This is a genomic window from Modicisalibacter sp. 'Wilcox', from assembly GCF_010993675.1.
GTDB classification, from domain to species: domain Bacteria; phylum Pseudomonadota; class Gammaproteobacteria; order Pseudomonadales; family Halomonadaceae; genus Modicisalibacter; species Modicisalibacter tunisiensis.
In genome coordinates, this window is record NZ_WNXF01000005.1 from 165,561 (window position 1) to 186,045 (window position 20,485).

Annotated in this window: 23 protein-coding genes and 1 tRNA gene; 8 read left to right on the forward strand and 16 right to left on the reverse strand. The window is 66.2% G+C overall.

Annotation, left to right across the window (positions count from 1 at the left end; all coding sequences use genetic code 11):
* Nucleotides 1-79: 79 nt before the first annotated feature.
* Entirely contained in the window at nucleotides 80-454 is a 375-nt protein-coding gene (locus G7A98_RS06720) for a hypothetical protein (protein WP_224414991.1), read from the reverse strand.
* Between the two features lie 10 nt (nucleotides 455-464).
* The gene (locus G7A98_RS06725; RefSeq protein WP_163648747.1) at nucleotides 465-929 is read right to left on the reverse strand and encodes a flavodoxin; all 465 of its coding nucleotides are present in this window, start codon (nucleotides 927-929) and stop codon (nucleotides 465-467) included.
* Nucleotides 930-1,050: 121 nt separating this feature from the next.
* Here G7A98_RS06725 and G7A98_RS06730 point away from each other — a divergent pair, with 121 nt between their 5' ends.
* Entirely contained in the window at nucleotides 1,051-1,257 is a 207-nt protein-coding gene (locus G7A98_RS06730) for a DUF2788 domain-containing protein (protein ID WP_163648748.1), read from the forward strand.
* 39 nt (nucleotides 1,258-1,296) lie between these two features.
* Here G7A98_RS06730 and G7A98_RS06735 read toward each other — a convergent pair whose 3' ends face one another.
* Nucleotides 1,297-3,270, reverse strand: coding sequence for a propionyl-CoA synthetase (locus G7A98_RS06735; RefSeq protein ID WP_276207481.1), 1,974 nt, complete (start codon nucleotides 3,268-3,270; stop codon nucleotides 1,297-1,299).
* A 389-nt stretch (nucleotides 3,271-3,659) separates the two neighbouring features.
* Here G7A98_RS06735 and G7A98_RS06740 point away from each other — a divergent pair, with 389 nt between their 5' ends.
* Nucleotides 3,660-3,980, forward strand: coding sequence for a metalloregulator ArsR/SmtB family transcription factor (locus tag G7A98_RS06740; RefSeq protein WP_163648752.1), 321 nt, complete (start codon nucleotides 3,660-3,662; stop codon nucleotides 3,978-3,980).
* Nucleotides 3,981-3,989: 9 nt separating this feature from the next.
* Here G7A98_RS06740 and sohB read toward each other — a convergent pair whose 3' ends face one another.
* On the reverse strand, nucleotides 3,990-5,021 hold the full coding sequence (sohB, locus tag G7A98_RS06745) for a protease SohB (protein ID WP_163648754.1): 1,032 nt from the start codon (nucleotides 5,019-5,021) through the stop codon (nucleotides 3,990-3,992).
* Nucleotides 5,022-5,141: 120 nt separating this feature from the next.
* On the opposite strand from sohB, the gene G7A98_RS06750 reads away from it, so the two are divergent.
* Entirely contained in the window at nucleotides 5,142-5,453 is a 312-nt protein-coding gene (locus G7A98_RS06750) for an SCP2 sterol-binding domain-containing protein (protein WP_163648756.1), read from the forward strand.
* Nucleotides 5,454-5,550: 97 nt separating this feature from the next.
* On the opposite strand, the gene ihfA is transcribed toward G7A98_RS06750, so the two are convergent.
* From ihfA to G7A98_RS06800, 10 genes are all read right to left on the reverse strand, one after another.
* Nucleotides 5,551-5,853: an integration host factor subunit alpha gene (gene ihfA, locus G7A98_RS06755; protein WP_163648758.1), complete on the reverse strand. Its 303-nt coding sequence runs from the start codon at nucleotides 5,851-5,853 to the stop codon at nucleotides 5,551-5,553.
* A gap of 28 nt (nucleotides 5,854-5,881) precedes the next feature.
* The gene (gene pheT / locus G7A98_RS06760; protein ID WP_163648760.1) at nucleotides 5,882-8,266 is read right to left on the reverse strand and encodes a phenylalanine--tRNA ligase subunit beta; all 2,385 of its coding nucleotides are present in this window, start codon (nucleotides 8,264-8,266) and stop codon (nucleotides 5,882-5,884) included.
* A gap of 26 nt (nucleotides 8,267-8,292) precedes the next feature.
* Nucleotides 8,293-9,312 (reverse strand): phenylalanine--tRNA ligase subunit alpha, encoded by a 1,020-nt coding sequence (gene pheS / locus G7A98_RS06765; protein ID WP_163648762.1) that lies wholly within the window; start codon nucleotides 9,310-9,312, stop codon nucleotides 8,293-8,295.
* A 133-nt stretch (nucleotides 9,313-9,445) separates the two neighbouring features.
* The gene (rplT, locus tag G7A98_RS06770; RefSeq protein ID WP_129138398.1) at nucleotides 9,446-9,799 is read right to left on the reverse strand and encodes a 50S ribosomal protein L20; all 354 of its coding nucleotides are present in this window, start codon (nucleotides 9,797-9,799) and stop codon (nucleotides 9,446-9,448) included.
* A gap of 36 nt (nucleotides 9,800-9,835) precedes the next feature.
* On the reverse strand, nucleotides 9,836-10,030 hold the full coding sequence (gene rpmI / locus G7A98_RS06775) for a 50S ribosomal protein L35 (RefSeq protein ID WP_163648764.1): 195 nt from the start codon (nucleotides 10,028-10,030) through the stop codon (nucleotides 9,836-9,838).
* Nucleotides 10,031-10,117: 87 nt separating this feature from the next.
* A complete protein-coding gene (gene infC, locus G7A98_RS06780) occupies nucleotides 10,118-10,657 on the reverse strand; it encodes a translation initiation factor IF-3 (protein WP_318010298.1) in 540 nt (179 codons plus the stop codon).
* Nucleotides 10,658-10,688: 31 nt separating this feature from the next.
* Nucleotides 10,689-12,587 carry a threonine--tRNA ligase gene (gene thrS, locus G7A98_RS06785; RefSeq protein ID WP_163648768.1) on the reverse strand — a complete coding sequence of 633 codons (1,899 nt, stop codon included), beginning with the start codon at nucleotides 12,585-12,587 and terminating at the stop codon, nucleotides 10,689-10,691.
* Between the two features lie 308 nt (nucleotides 12,588-12,895).
* Nucleotides 12,896-13,783 carry an OmpA family protein gene (locus G7A98_RS06790; RefSeq protein ID WP_163648770.1) on the reverse strand — a complete coding sequence of 296 codons (888 nt, stop codon included), beginning with the start codon at nucleotides 13,781-13,783 and terminating at the stop codon, nucleotides 12,896-12,898.
* A 253-nt stretch (nucleotides 13,784-14,036) separates the two neighbouring features.
* Complete coding sequence (locus G7A98_RS06795; protein WP_163648772.1) at nucleotides 14,037-15,182, reverse strand: amidohydrolase; 1,146 nt, start codon at nucleotides 15,180-15,182, stop codon at nucleotides 14,037-14,039.
* A 26-nt stretch (nucleotides 15,183-15,208) separates the two neighbouring features.
* Nucleotides 15,209-15,676, reverse strand: coding sequence for a DUF2489 domain-containing protein (locus G7A98_RS06800; RefSeq protein WP_163648774.1), 468 nt, complete (start codon nucleotides 15,674-15,676; stop codon nucleotides 15,209-15,211).
* Between the two features lie 236 nt (nucleotides 15,677-15,912).
* On the opposite strand from G7A98_RS06800, the gene G7A98_RS06805 reads away from it, so the two are divergent.
* On the forward strand, nucleotides 15,913-16,275 hold the full coding sequence (locus G7A98_RS06805; RefSeq protein WP_163648776.1) for a hypothetical protein: 363 nt from the start codon (nucleotides 15,913-15,915) through the stop codon (nucleotides 16,273-16,275).
* Nucleotides 16,276-16,289: 14 nt separating this feature from the next.
* Here the strand turns inward: G7A98_RS06805 and G7A98_RS06810 are convergent, their stop codons facing one another.
* Nucleotides 16,290-17,018, reverse strand: coding sequence for an LrgB family protein (locus G7A98_RS06810; RefSeq protein ID WP_163648778.1), 729 nt, complete (start codon nucleotides 17,016-17,018; stop codon nucleotides 16,290-16,292).
* Nucleotides 17,015-17,377 carry a CidA/LrgA family protein gene (locus G7A98_RS06815; RefSeq protein ID WP_163648780.1) on the reverse strand — a complete coding sequence of 121 codons (363 nt, stop codon included), beginning with the start codon at nucleotides 17,375-17,377 and terminating at the stop codon, nucleotides 17,015-17,017. The genes G7A98_RS06810 and G7A98_RS06815 overlap by 4 nt, the downstream gene beginning before the upstream one ends.
* Nucleotides 17,378-17,587: 210 nt before the next feature.
* Here G7A98_RS06815 and G7A98_RS06820 point away from each other — a divergent pair.
* The 4 genes from G7A98_RS06820 to G7A98_RS06835 all read left to right on the forward strand — a co-directional run bounded on the left by G7A98_RS06820 (nucleotide 17,588) and on the right by G7A98_RS06835 (nucleotide 20,482).
* Nucleotides 17,588-17,664 (forward strand) — tRNA-Pro (locus G7A98_RS06820).
* 400 nt (nucleotides 17,665-18,064) lie between these two features.
* Nucleotides 18,065-19,189: a 4Fe-4S dicluster domain-containing protein gene (locus G7A98_RS06825; RefSeq protein WP_163648781.1), complete on the forward strand. Its 1,125-nt coding sequence runs from the start codon at nucleotides 18,065-18,067 to the stop codon at nucleotides 19,187-19,189.
* Entirely contained in the window at nucleotides 19,186-19,653 is a 468-nt protein-coding gene (locus G7A98_RS06830; RefSeq protein WP_163648782.1) for a cyclic nucleotide-binding domain-containing protein, read from the forward strand. Before G7A98_RS06825 ends, G7A98_RS06830 begins: the two co-directional genes overlap by 4 nt.
* Nucleotides 19,637-20,482: an FAD/NAD(P)-binding protein gene (locus G7A98_RS06835; RefSeq protein WP_163648784.1), complete on the forward strand. Its 846-nt coding sequence runs from the start codon at nucleotides 19,637-19,639 to the stop codon at nucleotides 20,480-20,482. The genes G7A98_RS06830 and G7A98_RS06835 overlap by 17 nt, the downstream gene beginning before the upstream one ends.
* The last annotated feature ends 3 nt before the right edge of the window (nucleotides 20,483-20,485 follow it).

Genomic DNA, 20,485 nt, shown 5'->3' on the forward strand with positions numbered 1-20,485 from the left:
CGCCGCGTGACGCGCCCCTGAAGACGACAGTGCCCCGGCCGACCGGCCGGGGCACTGCATGACGGCGTGGCGCTGCGTGTCAGGCGCGCGCGCGCCGGCGCCAGCCCACGAGGATGGCATAACCCAGCAGACCCAGCGTGGTGCCGTGCGACAGCCACAGCCAGCGCTGGAGGCCGCCCTGGCTCCACTGCAGCACGGCCACCGCGATCAGTCCCGCCGCCAGTGCGACGCCCAGCCGCCGAAACAGCCCCGGCAGACGCTGCCGAGAGGAGGCATCGAGCAGCCGCCACGACAGCAGGGCCACGAGGGCCACCACGCCCAGTGCCACGCCCAGCAGCATGGCACGTTCGGACTGCCCCGCCGCCGTCACGTAACGCGGCAGATTGGCCAGCATGGCGATCGCCACACCCACCAGTACACTGACACGCTCCGGCGTCATCACCCGTTGCTTCACGATGCCCTCCTCAGGCCTGGCGCAGTCCCTGCTCGTCGATCCAGCGCTCGGCCCAGGGCAGCGCCTCGTCATCGGCCATGAAGGTTTCCATGGCATCCACCTCCAGGCGCTCGCCGAGACGCCGGGCACCGTGTTCCTCGAGCAGCGCATCGAGCCGCCGACCGCCGCCGCAGTAGGTGTCACCGTAGGAGCTGTCGCCCAGCGCAATCAGGCCATAACGCAGCTCGGTCAGTGCCGGGTGACGCTCCTGCAACGCCCGGGCGAATGGCGTCAGGTTGCCGGGCAGATCGCCGCTGCCGGTGGTGGACACGCAGAACAGCGCCAGATCGGGCAGCGGCTCCACCAGATCCTCCAGCGTCGGCTGCTCCAGCACGGTGACACTGTAACCGGCATCCTCGAAAAGGGGCTTGACCTGTTCGGCAACATCCAGGGCACCGCCGTACACGGTCCCGACAAAGATCTTCAGCGTAGGCATGTCCGCGACTTGCTTGAGAAATTTGCTCGGATACTAGCATGAATCCGGCATCGACGGCAGGGCGGCCTGCGCGTCCGTCGACGGCTCGTTATACTGGCGATTTGCGCGCTGGAGGACAGGCATGACCCGCATCGTCGAAGCCTGGATCACGCCGGTGATGATCGGCGGCCTGATGCTGTTCATGGGGTTCATCATCTGGGATCTGGCCCGCCGTTCGCGGGCCGGCCGGCTGGGGACCGTGATGCTGTTCGTGGTCCTGGGAGCCGGCCTGGGCGCCTTTCTCGTCAAGACGGTGATCGCCGGGCTGATCGAGGGCGTCGGCCCGTAGCGGGCACGACCGCCCGGCGGCCAGCCCGCGCCATGCGACTCAATCCGCGGGACGCGCCTGGCTGGCCTGCCCCACCTCGCGGGCGACCATCGTCTCGTGCACGTCCTGCAGGCTCGCCGGATGATCGATGGTCGAGGGCACGCCATAGCGCTCGCCGTCGGCGATATTGCGCAGCAGCTTGCGCAGGATCTTGCCGGAGCGGGTCTTGGGCAGGCGCGACACCACCAGCACCTGACGCAGACTGGCGATGGCGCCGATGCGCTCGCGCACGCGTTCGCTCAGGGCCGCCTCCAGCGCCTCGTCGTCGCCGTCGTAGCCATCCTTGGGGATCACCAGCGCGATCGGCACCTGACCCTTTATCGGGTCCTGGATCCCGATGACTGCACACTCGGCCACCGCCGGATGCTCGCCGACCACCTCTTCCATCTCACCGGTGGACAGGCGATGCCCGGCGACATTGATGACATCGTCGGTGCGACCCATGATGAACAGATAGCCCTCCTCATCGAAGTAGCCACCGTCGCCGGTCAGGTAACAGCCCGCGAAGGTGGACAGGTAGGCACGCTGGAACCGTTGCGGATCCCGCCAGATGCCTGCCAGACAGCCGGGCGGCATCGGCTCGCGAATCACCACGCTGCCCTGCTCGTTGGGGGCCGCGGGCTCACCGTGGGGGTCCAGCACCGCCACGGCGTAGCCCGGCACCGGCATGGTCGCCGAGCCCGCCTTGGTCGGCATCGGCTCGAGTCCCTGCAGGTTGGCGGCGATCGGCCAGCCGGTCTCGGTCTGCCACCAGTGATCGATCACCGGCACATCGAGCAGCCCTTCCAGCCAGTAGAAGGTCGGCGGATCGAGCCGCTCGCCGGCCAGGAACAGCGTCCGCAGGCTGCTGATATCGTACTGCGGCAGATGCCGGCCGTCCGGATCCTCCTTCTTGATCGCCCGGAAGGCCGTCGGCGCCGTGAAGAAGACGTTGACCCGATAGGTCTCGATCAACCGCCAGAAGGCACCCGCGTCGGGGGTGCGTACCGGCTTGCCCTCGTAGACCAGGGTCGTGCAGCCATAGATCAGCGGCGCATAGACGATATAGGAGTGCCCCACGACCCAGCCCACGTCGGACGCGGAAAAGAACACCTCACCGGGCGTCATGCCGTAGACGCGTTCCATCGAGTAGTGCAGCGCCACGGCATGGCCGCCGTGATCGCGCACCACGCCCTTGGGCTTGCCCGTGGTCCCGGAGGTGTAGAGGATATAGAGCGGATCGGTGGCCGCCACGGGCACGCAGGGTGCCGGCTGCGCCCTTGCCGCCACATCCGCCCAGTCGTGATCGGTTGCCCCCAGCTCGGCGGGCAGCGACGGACGCTGAAGAATCACGCAGGCGTCCGGCCGGTGCGTACTCTGCGCCAGCGCGGCATCGAGAATCGGCTTGTAGGGCACGACCCGCTCGAACTCGATGCCGCAGGAAGCGGCCACGACCACCCGGGGCTGCGCGTCGTCGATGCGCACCGCCAGTTCGTGCGGCGCAAAGCCGCCGAAGACCACCGAGTGCACCGCACCCAGTCGGGCACAGGCGTACATGGCGACCAGCGCCTCCGGCACCATCGGCATGTAGATCACCACCCGGTCGCCCTTCTCGACCCCCAGGTCACGCAACGCCCCGGCAAACCGCGCGACCTCGTCACGCAGTTCGCGATAGGTCAGCGTCCGTCGCGACTGGCTGACCGGTGAATCCCAGTGGATCGCCGGCTGCTCGCCCCGCCCGTTCTCGACATGATGATCGATGGCCACATGGCAGGTATTGAGGATGCCATCCCCGTACCAGCGGGCATGCCCGTGCTCGTCGTGTTCGAGAACGCGTTCGGGAGGCGTGAACCACGGAATCCGCTGCGCCTGCTCCGCCCAGAAGGCTTCCGGTTGTTCGATCGATCGCTGGTATTCGGCCTGATACGCGCTCATGAAGTTCCTGCCGTGTCGAGAGAATTGGTGTGGCTCGACAGACCGGGAATGTCTGCCGATTGTTGACACTCTAGAACAGTCTCCAGCGTTTACCTTCATACCATCGACTAAAACCGGCCAGGATTGCCGGAAACTTCATCGCCGGGCCGATTGTCACGACAATCTTGTCGACAAGTTGTCAGGCCGATAGTGTCTCCTCAGTCTCCTCCGATGATTTTCCGTTAAATCAATGCCTGTCGGACATTTGCAGCGTGAATGACAATTCACTAAATCAGTAATGAAGGCAGATGCGCCGCTGCCGGGCACAAGCGCCTCGAGGGATCATCCCGCCGTCGAGCCTGCCGCGAAAGCACAATGCACCGCCCGAAGATGCCGCCGACAACAACAAGCGACAAACGTGGCCCGAACCACGCGCAGCACGCGTGACCCGTTATCCCAGGAGATCCCCAATGAGCACTCGTCAGTCAGCCGCCCGGCTGCTTGATCCCGACAGTACGGCGATCACCGACGCTACCAACCTGCTGAAGGCCATGGCCAACGAGAACCGGCTGCGTATCCTGTGCCTGCTCGATGACACCGAGCTGTCGGTCTCGGAACTCAACAAGCGCCTGGCATTGAGCCAATCGGCGCTGTCCCAGCACCTGGCCATCCTGCGTCGAGAGGGGCTGGTCAGCACACGACGTGCCTCCCAGACCATCTACTATTCGTTGCACGGCCATCACGCTCGTGCCCTGGTGGAGACCCTGGCCGGGTTGTTCCCCGGCCGCTGACGCCGCCGGTCAGCGTCGTTGCCAGCGGCTCGCCTCCAGCACTTCATAGAGCCGCTGGACCCCACGCTCGACGCCCTGCGAAACGCCCGCCCCCAACCGCTCGGCCAGACCGCGACGCTGCTCGAGGGCGACATGGAAGACCCGTGCCTCGCGCATGCGCTCGAGCAGGTAGGCCTCGCTGGTGATGACGGCGTCGATCAGTCCGTTCTCCACGGCCTGGCGCCCGTACCAGATTTCACCGGTGGCAATGGCCTCGATATCCAGCGCCGGGCGCCGCTCGGCCACGAAGGCCTTGAACAGTGCGTGCGTGTTCTCCAGGTCCTCGACGAACTTCTCGCGCCCTTCCTCGGTATTCTCGCCGAACACGGTCAGGGTGCGCTTGTAGCGCCCGGCGGTCAGCAGCTCGACATCGATATCGTGGCGCTTGAGCAGACGGTGCAGGTTGGGCAGCTGGGCCACCACACCGATCGAGCCCAGCACCGCGAACGGCGCCGCCTGCAGCCGGTCGGCGCAGCACGCCATCATGTAGCCGCCGCTCGCGGCCACCTTGTCGACACAGACGGTAGTGCGCAATCCGGCATCGCGCAGGCGGTCAAGCTCGGCGGCAGCCAGGCCGTAGGCATGCACCAGCCCGCCGCCGGACTCCAGGCGCACGACCACTTCATCGCCCTGCTCGGCGGCGTCCAGCAGCAGTGACACCTCTTCGGCCAGCCGCTGCGTCCCGGACGCCTTGATGTCGCCATGGAAGTCGATGACCCAGACGCGCTCGGCTGTGGCCCGGGGCGACGCCCTGTGACGCGACTTGTCCTCGCGCCTGAAGGCCTTGTGTGCCGCCCGGCGTGCCTTCCTGTCGAGGGTCGCCAGGTGCAACTGACGCCGCCGGGCGCGATAGCGCGCATTCCACTCCTCGACCCGCAGCCGTGTACGATCCGAGTCGCCGCCACGCCGGCGGAAGGTGACCGCCAGGACGGCCAGCACCAGCACCGCCAGCGTCGCCATCTTGGCCAGGAACAGGCCATAGTGTGCAATCCACTCCGTCACGCTCCACACCTCCTCTGGCAGGCATCCCGCTCCGGAATATCTCCCGCAACGGCACGCTTGATTCAAACATCTGTTTTAAATACGCTACGGGAACGTCATTGCCCAGATCAGGAAGTCTTCATGAGCAACGCCTCTCGCGTCATCGACATGCTACGGTCCCGCTTCGATCCCCAGGCCGCCCGGGGCATGGACGAAACCTTTCAATTCCACATCAGCGATGCCGACGATTATTATCTGACCGTTCAGGACGGCACGCTGGACATCCAGTCGGGAGAACACGACGACCCCTCCGTCACGCTGAGTACCGACAGCGCGACGCTCAAGGGGGTGATGAGCGGTGAGCTCAGCGGCATGCAGGCCTTCATGTCCGGGCGGCTCAAGGCCACGGGCAACATCATGCTGGCCACTCGACTGTCCCATCTGTTCCCCTGAGCGCATTACGGCGTTCGCTACGCAAAGGGCCCCACCGTCAAGGTGGGGCCCTTTGTTTGCGTCTCGTCAGACCGGCACTCGCTCAGTCACGGGAGCCTCAGTCATGGGGGCCATCGTAGCTCTCGACCCGCGCCTTGAGCTTCTGCCCCGGGCGGAAGGTGACCACACGACGTGCCGAAATGGGAATCTCCTCGCCCGTCTTGGGGTTGCGGCCGGGGCGCTCGCGCTTGTCGCGCAGATCGAAGTTGCCGAATCCCGACAGCTTGACCTGCTCGTTCTCGCGCAGGCAACCGCGGATCTCCTCGAAGAACGCTTCCACCATCGACTTGGCTTCACGCTTGGACACGCCCAGCTCGGCATGCAGATGTTCGGCCAACTCCGCCTTGGTCAACGCCCCCATGATCACTCCCTCGTGCAGGATGACGACATCAGCCGCGCAACTCGGCCCCGAAGCGATGCTTCGACTCGGCAACGATCGCCTCGACTAACTGATTGATTTCCTCGTCATTCAGCGTGCGCGAAGGATGCTGCCAGGTCAAGCCCAGGGCCAGACTCTTGTGGCCTTCGGCCACGCCCCTGCCGTGATAGACATCGAACAGGTGCAGGTCGGTCAGCCATTCGCCGGCCTGCTCGCGCAGCGTGTCGAGCAGCGCCTGAACCGGTACCGTCGCCTCCACCACCAGCGCCAAATCGCGGCGCACCTCGGGGAAGCGCGACAGCGGCGCGAAGATCGGCAGCCGCCCCTCGAGCAACGCCGCCTGCTCGACCTCGAACACGAAGACCTCGGCCCTGATGCCCAGCTCATGGCGAACCCCGGGATGCAGCGCACCCAGCCAGCCGACCGGGCGGCCGTCACGCAGGATGCGTGCCGTCTGCCCCGGATGCAGCGCCGGGTGGGTCGCCGGCTCGAAGCGCCAGTCGTCTGCACTGCCACTCAGGGCGAAGAGGCTTTCCAGATCGCCCTTGAGATCGAAGAAATCCACCGTGTCCCGGCCGCCTGCCCACCCCTCGGGGCTGCGCGGGCCGGCGACCAGCGCTCCCAGCATGGGTACCTGCTCGAGCGAATCGAGCTCGCCGCGGAAGACCAGCCCCGCCTCGAACAAGCGCACCCGGCTCTGCTGGCGATTGAGGTTGTGCATCAGCGCCTTGACCAGCCCCGGAAACAGGCTCGCCCGCATCACCGCCATGTCGCTGGAGATGGGGTTGGCCAGGCGCGGCGCCACGGCATCGGGGGCCAGCATGCCCTGCAGGTCGGGCGCTACGAAGCTGTAGGTGATGGCTTCCTGGAAGTCACGGGCCACCAGCTGACGCCGCAGGCGTGCCAGCGGCTGCCGTGCTTCGTTGTCGGCGCTCAGCCCCAACCGCACCGGCGGGCGCCGTGCCGGCAGGCGATTGTAGCCGTGAATGCGCGCCAGCTCCTCGATCAGGTCCTCCTCGATGCTCACGTCGAAGCGCCAGCTGGGCACGCTGACCTGCCAGGCGCCCAGTGCCTCGACCACCGCCGGCATGCCCAGCCGATCGAGGATCTCGACGACCTCCTCGCCGGGCAGCGCCAGGTTCAGGCACTGTTCGATCCGCTCGGCACGCAGGCGCACCCGACGCGCGGCGGGCAGGTGATCGGGGCTTGCCGTCTCGCTGACCGGGCCGGGGCGACCGCCGGCGATGCGGGTCAGCAGCTCGGTGGCGCGCTCGATCGCCTGCCAGGTCAGTGCCGGATCGACCCCCCGCTCGAAGCGGTGCGAGGAATCGGTGTGCAGCCCGTAGGAGCGCGCCTGACCGGCCACCGCCAGCGGCGTGAAGAAGGCCGACTCGAGGAAGACGTCGCGCGTCGCCTCGTTCACGCCGGAGTGCTCGCCGCCCATGATGCCGGCCATGGCCAGCGGCTTGTCGGCATCGGCGATCACCAGGGTATCGGGACGCAGCGCGATCTCCTGACCGTCGAGCAGTACCAGGGTCTCCCCGTCGCGGGCATGACGCACCTCGATTGTCCGGACCAGCTCGGCCAGATCGAAGGCGTGCATCGGCTGCCCCAGCTCGAGCATCACGTAGTTGGTGATGTCGACGATGACGTTGATCGAGCGCACCCCGCTGCGGCGCAGGCGCTCGACCATCCACAGCGGCGTTTCCGCGCCGACGTCGACCCCGCGCACCACCCGACCGACATAACGCGGACACGCCTCGGGGGCGCTGACCGCGACCGGGAAGGTATCCTCGCAGACGGCCGGCTGCTCGGCGATCGCCGGCGATTCGACGGCCATGCGGTTGAGCACGCCAACCTCCCGCGCCACGCCCTTGAGGCTCAGGCAGTCGCCACGGTTGGGCGTCAGGTCGATCTCGATGGTGTGGTCGTCGAGCGACAGCCAGGCCCGGAAATCGTCGCCGGCCGGCGCGGACGGCGGCAGCTCGAGAATCCCCGGGGAGGTTTCCTCTTCCAGTCCCAGCTCGGAGGCCGAGCAGATCATGCCGCGCGACTCGACGCCCCGCAGCTTGGCCTTCCGGATCTTGAAGTCGCCCGGCAGCACTGCGCCGACCCGGGCGAACGGCACCTTCTGGCCGGCGGCGACGTTGGGCGCGCCGCAGACCACCTGAACCGGTTCCCCGGAGCCATCGTCGACACGACAGACGTTCAGCTTGTCGGCATCAGGATGCGGCTCGCGGCTGATGACCTCGGCGATCACGACCCCGCTGAAGTCGCTCGCCACGGGCTCGACAGCATCCACCTCGAGCCCGGCCATGGTGATCTGGTCGGCCAGCGCCTGGGTCGACAGGGCCGGCGACACCCACTCACGCAGCCATTGTTCGGAAAATTTCATCTTGAGATCCCGTCTCCTTGTGTCGCTCAGGCGAACTGGCGCAGAAAGCGCAGATCATTCTCGAAGAACAGCCGCAGATCGTTCACGCCATAGCGCAGCATGGCCAGGCGCTCGGCGCCCATGCCGAAGGCGAAGCCCTTGTAGCGCTCGCTGTCGATGCCGGAGTGGCGGAACACTTCCGGGTGCACCATGCCGCAGCCCATGACCTCGAGCCAGCCGCTGTGCGAGCAGACCCGGCACCCTTCGCCACTGCACATCACGCACTGGATGTCCACTTCCGCGGAAGGCTCGGTGAACGGGAAGTACGACGGCCGGAAGCGCACCGACAGGTCGTCGCGCTCGAAGAAGGCGTGCAGGAAGCCCTCGATGGTGCCCTTGAGGTCCGCGAAGCTCACGTCCTCGTCGACCAGCAGCCCCTCGACCTGGTGGAACATCGGCGTGTGGGTCAGGTCGGAATCGCTGCGGTAGACCCGCCCGGGGCACACGATGCGGATCGGCGGCGCCTGGGTTTCCATGGTCCGCACCTGCACCGGCGAGGTGTGGGTGCGCAGCAGGCGGCCGGCATCGAAGTAGAAGGTATCGGCCATGCCGCGTGCGGGGTGATGCGCCGGAATGTTGAGCGCCTCGAAGTTGTGGTAGTCGTCCTCGATCTCGGGGCCGACGGCCACGTCGAAACCGATATGCGTGAACAGGCCCTCGATGCGCTCCAGCGTGCGCGTCACGGGGTGCAGGCCACCCGTCGCCGAGCCACGTCCCGGCAGCGTGACATCGACACGCTCCTCGGCCAGACGGGCCTCCAGCGCGGCCTGCTCGAGCGCCCGGCGACGTGTCTCGAGGTCGGCGTTGAGCGCCTGCTTAGCCTGGTTGATCTGTTCGCCGGCCTGGGGGCGTTCCTCGGCCGGCAACTTGCCCAGGCCCTTGAGCAAGGCGGTGATCTCGCCCTTCTTGCCCAGATAACGTACCCGGACCTCATCCAGCGCTGCGACTGTCTCGGCAGCCTGGATGGCCTGGCGAGCCTCGTTGACCAGAGTGGATAGATGCTCCATCCGTTACGCTCCGATTCTGAGTCAGGGATCCCGGAATGCGGGTCCAAAAAAACAGGGGAAGAGCGGCTGCTCTTCCCCTGTGACGTTCACGATGCACGACCGGCAACCCACAGGCTACCGGTGGTCATCTCGCTTACTGGGCAGCCTTGGCCTTCTCGACGATAGCGGCAAAGGCAGCCTTTTCGTGAACGGCGAGATCGGCCAGGACCTTGCGGTCGATCTCGATGCCGGACTTCTTCAGGCCGGCGATGAAGCGGCTGTAGGACAGGCCGTTCTGACGGGCCGCGGCGTTGATCCGCGAGATCCACAGCGCACGGAACTGGCGCTTGCGCTGACGACGGTCGCGGTAGGCGTACTGGCCTGCCTTGATGACCGCCTGCTTGGCGACGCGGAACACGCGAGACCGGGCACCGTAGTAGCCCTTGGCCTGCTTCATGATTTTCTTGTGACGGCGGCGTGCTACGACGCCACGCTTGACGCGAGTCATGGCAATCTCCTGACGTTAGTGAATTCGACCAAGGCGTTACAGGTTGGGCAGCATGCGGCGAACCAGTGCCTTGTCGGCGTCATGGATCTGCTTCATGCCGCGCAGCTGACGCTTACGCTTGGTGGACTTCTTGGTCAGGATGTGGCTGCGGAACGACTGCTTGTGCTTGAAGCCGTTGGCCGTCTTCTTGAAGCGCTTGGCCGCGCCACTGTTGCTCTTGATCTTCGGCATGGAGAAAGTCTCCGCTCGGGTTTCTTTAGAAAATCCGTGGCCGATGGCCGCGCTTGCCGCACGACCACCCGTTCAACTGCCCTCGGATCACTTCTTCTTGGGAGCCAGAATCATGACCATCTGGCGACCTTCCATCTTGGGGAAGGACTCCACACTGGCCAGTTCCTCGAGATCGGCAGCAATCCGTTCCATCAGCTTGCGGCCGATGTCCTGGTGTGCCATCTCGCGCCCCCGGAATCGCAGGGTGACCTTACCCTTGTCACCCCCTTCGAGAAAGCGAGTCAGGTTCTTGAGCTTGACCTGATAATCGCCCTCGTCGGTACCAGGCCGGAACTTGACTTCCTTGACCTGGATCTGCTTGGTCTTCTTCTTCTGAGCCGACTTCTGCTTCTTCTGCTCGAAGAGGAATTTACCGTAATCCATGATTTTACAGACGATGGGGTCGGCATTGGAAATCTGCACGAGATCCATGCCGGCCTCTTCGGCGCGCTCGAGCGCTTCGCGGGTCGGCACCACACCGACCTGCTCACCGTCGCTATCGATCAACCGCACTTCGTCTTCACGGATGCGGTCGTTCATGGGAGGGCGCTTGTCTTGTGGACGCCCGCGCTGATTGTTCCGCTTGATCGTTACGTCTCCGTTCAGGTTAACGTTGTCGTCAGCCCCGCTCTGCCTCGAGGCGGGCAATCAGGTCATCGACCCTGATGCTGCCCAGGTCCTCACCACTACGGGTACGAACGGCGACTGAATCCGATTCAATTTCCTTGTCCCCCACGACCAGCAGGTAGGGGATTTTCTGCAGCGTATGCTCACGGATTTTAAAGCCGATCTTCTCGTTCCTCAAGTCCGCCTTGACGCGCAGACCGATTTTCTGCAAGCGCTGCGCCACGGCAAGCGCGTAATCGCGCTGCGCGTCGGTGATGGTCAGCACGACGGCCTGCTGCGGTGCCAGCCACAACGGCATGGCGCCGGCGTAGTGCTCGATGAGGATTCCCAGGAAACGCTCGAAGGAACCGAGGATCGCACGGTGGAGCATCACCGGTGTCTTGCGCGAGCCGTCCTCGTCGACGTACTGGGCGCCCAGGCGGCCAGGCAGGTTGAAGTCGAGCTGCAGCGTGCCGCACTGCCAGACGCGGTTGAGGCAGTCGCGCAGGGAAAACTCGATCTTGGGTCCGTAGAAGGCCCCTTCTCCGGGCAGCAGCTCCCACTCGAGCCCGGAGGCATTGAGCGCCTCGGCAAGCCCCTTCTCGGCCCGTTCCCAGTCCTCGATCTCGCCGACGAAGGAGTCCGGACGCGTCGACAGCTTGAGTTCGACATCCTCGAAGCCCAGATCCCGGTAGACCTTGAGCGTCAGCGCGATGAACGCCTCCGCCTCGGCCTGGATCTGCGACTCGGTACAGAAGATATGGGCATCGTCCTGAGTGAAGCCTCGTACCCGCATCAGGCCGTGCAGGGAGCCCGACGGCTCGTTGCGGTGACAGCTGCCGAACTCCGCCAGGCGCAGCGGCAGGTCCCGGTAGCTTTTCAGCCCCTGGTTGAAGACCTGGACGTGGCACGGGCAGTTCATCGGCTTGACTGCATATTCGCGCTTCTCGGACTCGGTGGCGAACATCAGCTCCGAATAGTGCCCCCAGTGGCCGGACTTCTTCCACAGCGACAGGTCCACCACCTGCGGCGTTTTGATCTCCTGATAGCCGTTCTCGATCTGCACGCGACGCATGTACTGCTCGAGCGCCTGGTACATGGTCCAGCCGTTGGGGTGCCAGAAGACCATGCCCGGCGCCTCTTCCTGCAGGTGGAAGAGATCCATCTTCTTGGCGAGCTTGCGATGGTCACGCTTCTCGGCTTCCTCGAGGCGCTTGAGATAGGCCTTGAGCTGTTTCTTGTCGGGCCAGGCCGTGCCGTAGATACGCGTCAGCATCGGCTTGCTGGCATCGCCTCGCCAGTAGGCACCGGCCAGCTTGGTCAGCTTGAAGGCCTTGAGATGCCGCGTGTTGGGCACGTGCGGACCACGGCACATGTCCGTGTACTCTTCGTGATGATAGAGCCGGATCGTCTCGCCTTCCGGGATCCCGCGCACGATCTCCTGCTTGTAGGGCTCGTCGCGATGCAGGAAGGTCAACATGGCCCGATCACGATCGACATATTCACGGACCACGTCGTAGTCCCTGTCGATCAGCTGCTTCATGCGCTTCTCGATCGCCTCGAGATCCTCGGGCGTCGCCGAGCGGCCGAAGTCGATGTCGTAATAGAAGCCGTCATCGATCACCGGGCCGATCGCCATCTTGGCATCCGGATAAAGCTGCTTGACCGCATGACCGATCAGGTGGGCACAGGAGTGACGAATGACCTCCAGCCCCTCGGGGTCGCGGGCGGTCAGGATCGCCACCTCGGCATCATGGTCGATCAGGTCGGCGGCATCGACCGGCACGCCATCGATCTTGCCGGCCACGCAGGCCTTGGCCAGACCCGGGCCGATCGACTCGGCGAGCTGCATCACGGTGAGGGGGGCGTCGAACGAGCGTTGGCTGCCGTCCGGAAGAGTCACGATGGGCATCAGGCATCCTTGAGCGCAGTGGTGATCCATACCAGGGATCACATGTCGCGGAGTTGGTCAGTGTAGGTCGCGATACCCGGGTCGCCGCCTCCGGCCATCATGGCCGTGGCCTCCTGCTGGTGGCACGGCATGAGGACAGTGCCGGGGGCAGCACCCGGAAGGGCCACGACAGTAGCAGCCGCCATGCCGAGCGTCCACCCCGGCCGGGCACACCCGGGCTGCAGGCCGGATGCCAGACAGCAAAAAGGGGCGCCGAAGCGCCCCTCTGGCGTGTCACGCGCCGGCAACCGGCGCGATGACCCGGCCTCTTACTGCTGCTTCCACTCGCCCAGCTCGACGCGACGGTTCTTGGCGCGCCCTGCCGGGGTGTCGTTGGTGGCGATCGGCTGCGATTCACCGTAGCCGATGGCCTTCATGCGATCCGCCGCGATGCCCTGAGAGGTCAGGTAATCCTTGACGGAGTTCGCACGACGCTGAGACAGGTCCTTGTTGTAGGCCGCGCTGCCGATGGAATCGGTATAGCCCTCGAGACGCACCCGCACGCCGGGGTTGCTGGCCAGCTTCTCGGCCACGCCGTCCAGGATCGATTCGGCCTGAGAGGTAAGGCGCGCGGAGTCGAACTCGAAGTTGACATCCTTCAGGACCACATCGGCTTCGCAGCCCAGCGCGTTGACGTCGGCACCCGCCGGGGTGTCGGGGCACTGATCCATGTAGTCGGGCACACCGTCACCGTCGGAATCCAGCGGGCAGCCGGAGGCATTGACCTCGACACCGGCCGGGGTTCCCGGACACTCGTCCTTGTAATCCGGCACGCCGTCACCGTCGGTGTCCAGCGGGCAGCCGTCGGCATCCACGGCCACGCCGGCCGGCGTGTTGGGGCACTGGTCGCGCTCGTCGGGCACGCCATCACCGTCGCTGTCGGTTGCCTGGCTGCCGTAATCGGCACACAGGAGAGCGCCGGCAGTGGCACCTGCCACGCTACCGATGGCTGCACCATCTTCCTCGTCGGCATCGCTGCTGGACGCATAGCCGATGCCGCCGCCGATCAGCCCGCCGGCCAGGCCGCAGACGAACGGAGACTGATACCACGCATCCTTCTGGCTGTCGCCCATGGACTGGGAGCCGGAGCTGGCACAGCCCGACAAACCGATCACCAGGGCGGAACCAAGCAGCAAGCCAGTCGTTGATTTCTTCATGTAAGACTCCTTCTTAACACAGCGCTCAGCGTAACGTGTCGTTACTTGGCGGGTTCCAAACACCGCGAACCCAAGTCCGGGGATGCGCTGATCCAGTTGACGCATTCCCCTGAAAAGAAAGCACAGCACCAGAAAGTCGGCCAGTGCCCCCTCTTTTCCCTTGCCGCTATCAACGACAATTTCTCAACAAGAATAGCAGCCATCATCGTGACGCATGGTCATGGCCGATGCAAACACCGCCCGCTCGGGCCGCTCAATCCAGATGATGAGCGACAATCCCGGTGAAAAGAGTGACGGCCCGCTCAATCAGGACATCAGGAAAATCATACGCCGGATGGTGCAAGGGCGGGCACTGCTCGCCGCTGCCCAGCGTGAACATGGCCCCCTCGCCACTCGCCGCCAGCACGCCGAAATCCTCCGACCAGCGATGCGCCGTCTCCAGGCGGACCACCGACTCCCCCGCCTGCCGGGCCGCCATCTCGATCACCGACACGGCCGAGGGGGCATTGACGGTGGCCGCGAACACGTCACACCAGTCGATCTCGACACCCAGCTGATCCTCCTCCGCCTCGGCCTGCACCAGGGAGACCGCCGCCTCGGCCAGCGCCCGCATCATGTCGTCGCTGGCGGTCCTCAGGGTCGCCATGACCTCCGCCTGCCCCGGCGACGTGCCGAAGGCCACCTCGCCCAGACGCGCATGGATCAACGTGACCATGACCAGCCCGTGATCGTCGGGCAGCTGCAGCGGAAGGCGCTTGAGTCCCTGGAGGATGCGGCACATGGCCATCGCCGGGCTGCGCCCCAGTTCCGGATGAGCGGCATGCGAACACAGGCCGTTGAGCCGCACGACCAGCCCCCGGGAGGCGCAGCTGAACGCCCCGGGGCGCACCGAAACCTCGCCCAGCGGCCGACCGGGCAGATTGTGCATGGCATAGACATGGTTCGGCCGGATTGTCTCGAAGGCGGCCGAGTCGACGATGCGTCCGGCCCCGTCGCCGGTTTCTTCCGAGGGCTGGAACAGCAGCACCACCTCGCCTCTGGCCGGACGTCGCCGAGCCAGCTGCTGCGCGACCCCCAGCAGGGCACTCATGTGTCCATCATGACCGCAGCTGTGGGCCACGGCCTCGTGGCACGAGCGCCAGGAACGCTCTCCCTGCTCGCGAATCGGCAGCGCATCGAGCTCGGCACGCAGCATCACCCGCGGCCCCGGAGCCGCGCCCCGGAACACGCCGGCCACGCCGTGCCCGCCCAGGTGGCGCAGCACGCTATCCGCCCCGGCCTCTTCCAGCCAGAGGGCCACCTGCTCGGCGGTGCGCCTCTCGTCACCCGACAGCTCGGGGCGCGCATGCAGGGCGTGGCGAATCTCGCTCAGCGGCGTATCCAGCAATGACGGGGACATGGCAGGACTCCTGTTGAAGGGGGCAATCAATGCAGACTGGCCGGCCAGCGCTGCTTGAAATCCAGCACGGCCTGGGCCGCGGCGAGCACCTCCTGGCGCAGCTCCGACTCCACCGTCAGCCGCTCGCGATCCTCGCGCATGCGCTCGCGCGGTGCCAGCTCGCGTCGCGCCGAATGGGTACGCAGGTGCGACGTGCGCCGGTGGACTTCGCCGAAGGGCCGAAAGGCATCGCGCTCCAGCAGTTGTGGATCGATGATCTCCAGCAGCACCTTGCAGCGCCAGCTGCCCTCGGTCAGGTTCACCTGCTCGGCCAGCATGGCGCGGGCGATGGCATCGAGGCTCTCCAGGCAGTTGCGGTTGGCCCGCCGCACCTCGTCCTCGCGAAAGCGACGACGACGCCCCACCTCACGCCAGAGGAAAAACGCATAGCCTGCCAGCCCGGCAACCAGAACCAGGCCGGCCAGCAGCAACATCCAGGCCGTGGTGACACTCATGCAATCCTCGCTGACTCTTTGCCGCAAAATCCGCGCAGTATACGTCGCCCTGACGGCCGACCCAACCGTCGCCACATGCCAACAGGACACCAGCCGGCAGGCTCTTCAACGCCAGTGGCTTTCCCACTCATGACACCGGTCAGTATTCGGGCGTCGTCACGTCGCATGCCGTCTTCATCTCCCGCTTCAGCATCTATACTCAAGCCCAGTTTCAGCCACCCACAGGAGAGTTCTCCATGGCGGATTCAAAGACCCGCAAGCGTCCGGCGGCTGCGGCCCTCGAGGACAGCGCATCACTGACGACATGGTGGATGCAGCAGTGGCTGGAGACCTCGACTCCGCTTGCCCGGATGCAACTTGTCTGGCTGCAGGCGCTCGGCGAAGCCATGCAGCACGAAGCGGAATTCCTCAAGGTGGTGGCCAGCTCGGGCGAGAAGGTCTCGCGTTGCTTGTGCAACCAGGAAACGCCGACGCCCGCCGAGCTGTCCAGCTGCTATCAGGAAGCCGCCCTGAACGTCGCGGATGCGGCCATGCAGCGCTTCCACAAGGTCAGCGAGCTCTCGCACGACCTGCGTGAACGCATCTGGGACGAGATCTAGTCACGCCCGAGGCGTCACAGCCCGAAAAGCTGCACGATCAACGGCAGGATGAAGGCCGTGAGCATGCCGGTCAGCCCCATCGCCAGCCCGGCAAAGGCACCGGCCATTGCCCCCATCGAGGCGAAGCAGTGTGCCGTTCCGAACCCGTGGGCCGCCAGCCCCATGGTGAAGCCCTTGACGCTGGGGTCCTCGATGCGCAGCCGCCGCAGGATCCACGGCCCCAGGGCGCACCCCACGGAGCCGGTCAGCAGCACCAGCGCGGCAGCCAGCGAGGGAATGCCGCCGATCTGCTCGGCGATCCCCATGGCGATCGGCGACGTCACGGAGCGCGGCGCCAGCGACAGCAGCACCGGCTTCTGCGCCCCGAGCAGCAAGGCCAGACCCAGCGTCGAGCTCACCGCCGTGATGATGCCGGACAGGCAGGCGATCAACAGCGGCAGCAACAGGCGACGCACCCGCTCGCGATGATCGAAGAGCGGGATCGCCAGCGCCACCGTGGCCGGCCCCAGCAGGAAATGAATGAACTGCGCCCCCTCGAAATAGGTCGCGTAATCGATGCCGGTGAACAGAAGAAAGGCAATCAGCAGCGCGATGGCCACCAGCACCGGATGCGCGAAGGGCGAACGCCCCAGCAGACGGTTGACGTGCGTCGCCAGGTAGAAGGCGATCAGGGTCGCCAGCAGCGAGACCAGCGGATTGCCGGAAAGATAGACCCAGAGCTGATCGAGACTCGCCAGACTCATGCCTCCTCCCCGCCCGAACGCCGCCGGGCCAGGCTATCGAGCACCTTGGCCGTCACCACGATGGTCAGCGCGGTGGATACCACCAGCGTCACCAGCAGTACCCAGATATCCGCGCCGATCAGGCCGAAGTGCACCATGATGCCCACCCCCGCCGGCACGAACAGCAGCGTCAGATAGCGCAGCAGTCCCTCTCCCGCCAGCCGCAGGGCGCCGGGAACGCGGCCACGGATCATCAGACCGATCAGCAGTACCACCATGCCCATCACCGGGCCCGGCACCGGGACCGACAGGGCCCGCACCAGCAATTCCCCGATGAACTGGCAACCCAGCAAAACACTCATTCCCATGATCAGTGGCATGGCCTGTTCCCCTTGCATGTCGTTGTGTCACGACTCGCAACTATACTACGAAAGTCGCATTTATCGCGCTCATACCCGCCAGGCCTTTCGCAGACACCCAACCGACTGAATGCCAAGTGCAATTGGCACTTGCACCCCGCCGAAAAATCCGTAATATATGCCTCGTTCCGCCGGCAAGCCACACGGCTCCAGTCACCGGCGAAACAGGATCGGAGCGTGGCGCAGCTTGGTAGCGCGCTGCAATGGGGTTGCAGAGGTCGCTGGTTCGAATCCAGTCGCTCCGACCAAAAAGATTAATGAAAACCGCCACTTACGGGTCATGCCGGGTGGCGGTTTTTCATTTTCCTGCCGACTGAACATTTCCAGACTCCCCATGGCTCCAGCAGCCTGAAACACGGCATGGGCATGGGCATGGGCATGGGCCTGCCGTGTCCCGTCACGAATCTTCATGTCAGGTGAGAAAGCGGATCGCCGCGTGCCATCTCGGCTCAGCGCAACCCGTTGCTCGCTCACGGAATGTCCGCCGCCAGGCCGGGCAGAATCCAGGATAACCCTGCACGCCTCCCTTCGCTTGATGTTCATCAAGGCCGACCGGCCCATCGCCGACTAGGCTTTCCTGCATGTCACCGGCCCGGCATGTCGCCAGAGTGCCAATGGCCAACATGCCCATGGGGAGTGCGCCGCGGGATGCCAGACTGCCAACGCTTGACCACCGACGGGCTCCAGGCGCTGCTCGATGCCCTTCGGGCACGCGGCTACCGCGTCATCGGCCCGACGCTGCGCGATCAGGCCATCGTCTACGACGATATCCACACCCTGGACGACCTGCCGGCCGGCTGGACCGACGAGCAGGAGGCCGGCCACTACCGGCTGACCCGACGCCGCGATGACGCCCTGTTCGGCTATGCGGTGGGACCGCACTCCTGGAAGCGTTTCCTGCATCCGCCCGTGCAGCGCCTGTGGCGGGCCCGGCACGAGGACGACGAGATCATCGTGGTCGCCGAGCCGGCCGAAGCGACCCGCGTCGCCCTGCTCGGCGTGCGCGCCTGCGAGCTGCACGCCATCGCCATCCAGGATCGTGTCCTGCTCGGCGGCGACTATCGCGACGGGCATTACGAGGCCCGTCGGCGGGACAACTTCATCGTCGCCGTCAACTGTGCCGAGGCCGGCGGCACCTGCTTCTGTGTCTCCATGGACACCGGTCCGCAGGCGCAACACGGCTTCGATCTGGCGCTGACCGAGCTCGTCGGCGACGGCGAGCACCGCTTCCTGGTCGAGGCCGGCACGCCCGCGGGCCGCGAGGTGCTGGCCGAGCTGCCGGCCAGCCCGGCCAGCGACGCGGAGATCGCCGCCGCCGAGGCGACCCTCGCCGCCACCGCCGCCTCGATGGGCCGCGAGATGGCGGCTGGTGACGTCCGCGAGCTGCTGCTGGCCAACCTCGAACACCCGCGCTGGGACGACGTGGCCTCGCGCTGCCTGACCTGCGGCAACTGCACTCTGGTCTGCCCCACCTGCTTCTGCACCAGCGAGGCGGATTCCAGCGACCTGACGGGCACCGAGACGGCGCGCTCGCGGCGCTGGGATTCCTGCTTCACGATGGACTTTTCCTACCTTCACGGCGGCAGCGTGCGTGCCAGCGGCCGCGCCCGCTACCGCCAGTGGATGACCCACAAGCTGGCGACCTGGCACGACCAGTTCGGCACCTCCGGCTGCGTGGGTTGCGGACGCTGCATCACCTGGTGCCCAGTCGGCATCGACATCACCGAGGAGGTCCGCGCCATCCGCGAGACCCGTGACGGGGCGCCGACATGACCCGCGTCGGGCTGGAGCCCATCATCCGCGCGCATCCCCTCTTCGCCGGCCTCGACGAGGCGTTTTGCCAGCTGGTCTGCGGCTGCGCGACGAATGTCCGCTTCAGGGCGGGCGACTATCTCTTTCACGAGGGGGAGGCGGCCGACCGGCTCTTCCTGCTGCGCCAGGGCCGCGTCGCCCTGGAAACCCCGACACCGGGGCAAGGCGCGATCGTGTTCCGGACCCTCGATGCCGGCGAACTCGTCGGTCTCTCCTGGCTCGTCCCGCCCTACCGCTGGGCCTACGACGCCCGGGCGCTGGAACCCATCCGGGCGATCGCCATGGATGCCGTCTGCCTGCGCCGGAAATGCGAGCAGGACCATGACCTGGGCTTCGAGGTGATGAAGCGCGTCGTGCCGATCCTGATCGAACGCCTGCACGGCACCCAGCGGCAGATGCTCGATGTCTATGGCAGCCCGTCCTGACCGCGCGCCGCCGGGCGATCCGCTGACGCCACGCGTCGTGCGGGTCCTGAAGCGGCGCCGCGACGCCCCGCGGACGGTCACGCTCGACATCGCGGCGGACGACGCCACGGCCTTCCAGCCCGGCCAGTTCAACATGCTGACCGCCTTCGGCGTCGGCGAGGTGCCGATCAGCTTGAGCGGGGATCCCGCCGACACGAACCGGCGGGTCCACACGATCCGTGCCGTGGGGCCGGTCTCGAGCGCCCTGGCGCGCCTGGCGCCCGGCGACGCCCTCGGCCTGCGCGGCCCCTTCGGCAGCGGCTGGCCGATGGCGGCGGCCCACGGGCACGACGTGGTGCTGATCGCCGGCGGGCTCGGCCTGGCGCCGCTGCGACCGGCGCTCTATCGGCTGCTGGCCAAGCGCCAGCGTTACGGCACCATCGCCCTGCTCTACGGCACCCGCAGCCCTGACGAGATCCTGTTCCGTCGTGAACTGGCGGCCTGGCAACGACGCCACGATATCCGCATCGGGGTGACGGTCGATCATGCACCGTCGGACTGGACCGGCCATGTGGGGGTCGTGACCCGGCTGATCCCCGGCCTGGCGCTCGACCCCGCGAACACCCTGGCGTTCGTCTGCGGTCCCGAGGTCATGATGCGCTTCACCATCGCCGCGCTGAAGGAGGCGGGGCTCGGCGACGCGGCGATCCATCTTTCCCTGGAACGCAACATGAAATGCGCCGTGGGCCTGTGCGGTCATTGCCAGTTCGGCCCCGTCTTCGTCTGCCGCGACGGCCCGGTCTTGTGCCACGACCGGCTCGGCGGCCTGCTCGGCCTCAAGGAGCTGTGACCC